Source organism: Mesorhizobium sp. WSM4820 (assembly GCF_055811075.1).
This window is the reverse complement of record NZ_JBVVQN010000053.1, coordinates 1-2,737: the sequence shown is the minus strand read 5'-3', so window position 1 is coordinate 2,737 and position 2,737 is coordinate 1. Positions and strand designations below refer to the sequence as shown.

At 55.6% G+C, this 2,737-nt stretch carries 1 protein-coding gene and 1 pseudogene; both read left to right on the top strand.

Translation table 11 applies throughout. The features are described 5' to 3' along the window. The first annotated feature begins 406 nt into the window (after positions 1-406). Entirely contained in the window at positions 407-1,735 is a 1,329-nt protein-coding gene (locus AC0L2R_RS33615) for a KamA family radical SAM protein (RefSeq protein ID WP_473514076.1), read from the top strand. Positions 1,736-2,244: 509 nt separating this feature from the next. Next, positions 2,245-2,377, top strand: a pseudogene (locus tag AC0L2R_RS33610) (IS91 family transposase); the annotation flags it as partial. Positions 2,378-2,737: the final 360 nt, after the last annotated feature.

Genomic DNA, 2,737 nt, shown 5'->3' with positions numbered 1-2,737 from the left:
AAAGCTGTGGCCGTGGTCAGCTGACATCAGCGGCCGCAGGTCTCAACGTGTTGATATGCAGACAATGTGACATCGCCCTGCAGGATAACTATATGGGTCCTTCACTCGCAGAACGCGCGCCGCGGTCGCGGCGAAATGGCCGGCGAGAACGCTATGTTCGGTCACACGCGGACTGTCAAAGAAGCGGAATGCCGCGTTTCGTCGCCGCCCATTGCGCATAGAATCCCTTCGGAGGCGACGGGAATTCCCGCATTGGACAACGATTTCTCGCTGTCGCATGTCCGAAAAAGTCGTAAATGCGACTAGCAGTACGAGGGCTATCACATTGTTGTAAAAGGATTGTCTCCTTTGGCATGGTTCATGCGTCGATATCCGCAAACGCCTCACCGACTGGGGAGAGCCCTCCATGACCACGCTCACCGACTATACTGTTGCCGCCGTCTCAAGCGAAGCTCCGATGAGCAGTATTGCGCATGAAATGAGAAACGAGTTCGCTGACGCTGCATGGCAAGAGCGTCATGCCGTTACTCGTGTTGAGCAGTTTCGCGAATGGATGGGGGTCCACGCCGACGACAGTCTGATGCGAGACATTGAGCTCGGCCTCGCGCGTGCGCCGATGGCGATGCGGATTACGCCTTATGTGTTGAACTTGATCGACTGGTCGAATTTTCTCCAAGATCCAATCCGCAAGCAATTCATTCCTGTTGGAAGCGAAATTCTTCCATCTCACCCGTTGCTAAAAATGGATTCGTTACATGAACGAGAAAGTTCACCTGTAGATGGACTGGTGCATCGCTATCAGGACAAGGCACTTTTACTCGCAACGGATCGCTGCCCGGTCTATTGTCGTTTTTGCACCCGCAGTTACAGCGTGGGTCTAGACACGGAATCGGTCTCGAAGAAAAGAGCGTCGCCATTCCAGATGCGCTGGGATACTATTCTAGGATATCTTCGTGCGACCCCCGCCGTCGTTGATGTAGTAGTGTCGGGGGGAGATTGCTTTCGGCTCAAACCGTCCCGACTTTTGTCGATCGGCATGGGCCTTCTGTCCATCCCCTCAATTCGCCGCATCCGATTCGCGACGAAAGGTCTCGCTGTACTGCCTATGAAAGTCACAAGCGATCATGAGTGGACTGATGCTCTTGTCGACATTAGCGATGTTGGCCGGGATCAGGGCGTAGAGATTTCATTTCACACTCACTTCAACCATCCTGGAGAAATCACCGACTACACAACTGCGGCTGCGGAGCTTCTTTTCAAGCAGGGAATAAGGATGCGAAATCAGTCGGTTTTGCTGGCGGGTGTCAACGACGATCCGGAGGTTATGAAACAGCTCGTCAAAAAACTCTCCCATCTACATATCCAGCCGTACTACGTGTATACTTGCGATCTTGTCGACGGAATCGAACACATGCGTTGCTCGGTAAGGCTAGCATGTCAGACAGAAAAGGCCTTACGCGGGATCACGGCTGGGTATAACACACCGTTGTTCGTTGTCGACACGCCGGGAGGCGGTGGAAAGCGCGACGTCCACAGCTTCGAGCATTATGACAGTCAGACTGGGATTGCCGTGTACCGGGCTCCATCTGTCCGGCCGGACCAACTCTTCGTATATCCGGATCCTTTGCAGTCTCTCTCTTCAGATGCGCAGGCAGCGTGGTTAGATCCCCAGCGCGCCAATCGTATGCTGAGCGATGCGGTTGAGGCCGCTCAAGAAAAATCGATGGCGGTTTGAATGACCGAACTAAGCGGCATGTGATGCCCAATATGGTTAGGGGATCGAGCGCGACACGATGGCCTTCCGTACAGCAATCCAACTGCTACGTCAGGCTGAGGTCAGCGTGTTTGAGGGTCTCTGTCGCAGCGGCCAACCTTCGCCTCAATCGCGGCCGCGAAGAGGCGTGCCGCGTGTTGACGACCGACGCGTGCTGACCGGCAAATCGGCGTGCAAATTGGACGACGGATTAGGGGTCAGTTTTGGACGTCGTTCGAAACATTGACAGAAGGGACAAGAGAACAAGGTGGACGCGACCGTGGAAAGTTGAGGAGAAGGTCTGCGACAGCGATGCACAGAGCCGTTCTACACTCTGCCAGGAAAATTCGGCAGCGATCGTCGCAGGTCTCTGCGAACTGTGGGCTGCGCCGCCACGAGTTCGCTGGAACTGCTGCTCGCGTCCAACCTCAAGACCTCGCCCACCCGAATTTTTTTGGGGGCAGCACCATGCATGGCCGCTCGGATCCGGAGTGGCGGATATATTCCGTCGCTACCGTGGGGGGGCGGGAGCAGCACTGGGCATTGTTATCGATCGGACGACGCGCGGCGATGGCTGCGATCGAGCGCTGCCGAACGTCGGCGCTCGGAGTCCATGCAGAACAGTGAGACTGCTGTACAGCGGATCCGTCCGCAACACCATCACGACGGAGGTCGACAGTGCGGAACCACAGCGCCCGCTCGTCGAGCCCGACCAGGCTGCACACCTTCTCGTCAGATCAATTCCGAGCACAGATGTCGATCGTTTCGAAAGAGCAATTCTAACGGTCGCTCCATAAAAAGGCGGGCAATCCCATGATCACAATCGCCATCCTGCCGATAGCCCGGACACGATTTTCAAAACGGCCTCTAAGCTCCGGTGCAGCGTCGATAAATCGCGGGGCATCGTCCGCCCAGCATTGTCGAAACTTATATAGTCCGTTCACGGTATCTATTTGCTTCCATCCTCTCCGGCATGGTGTCCTC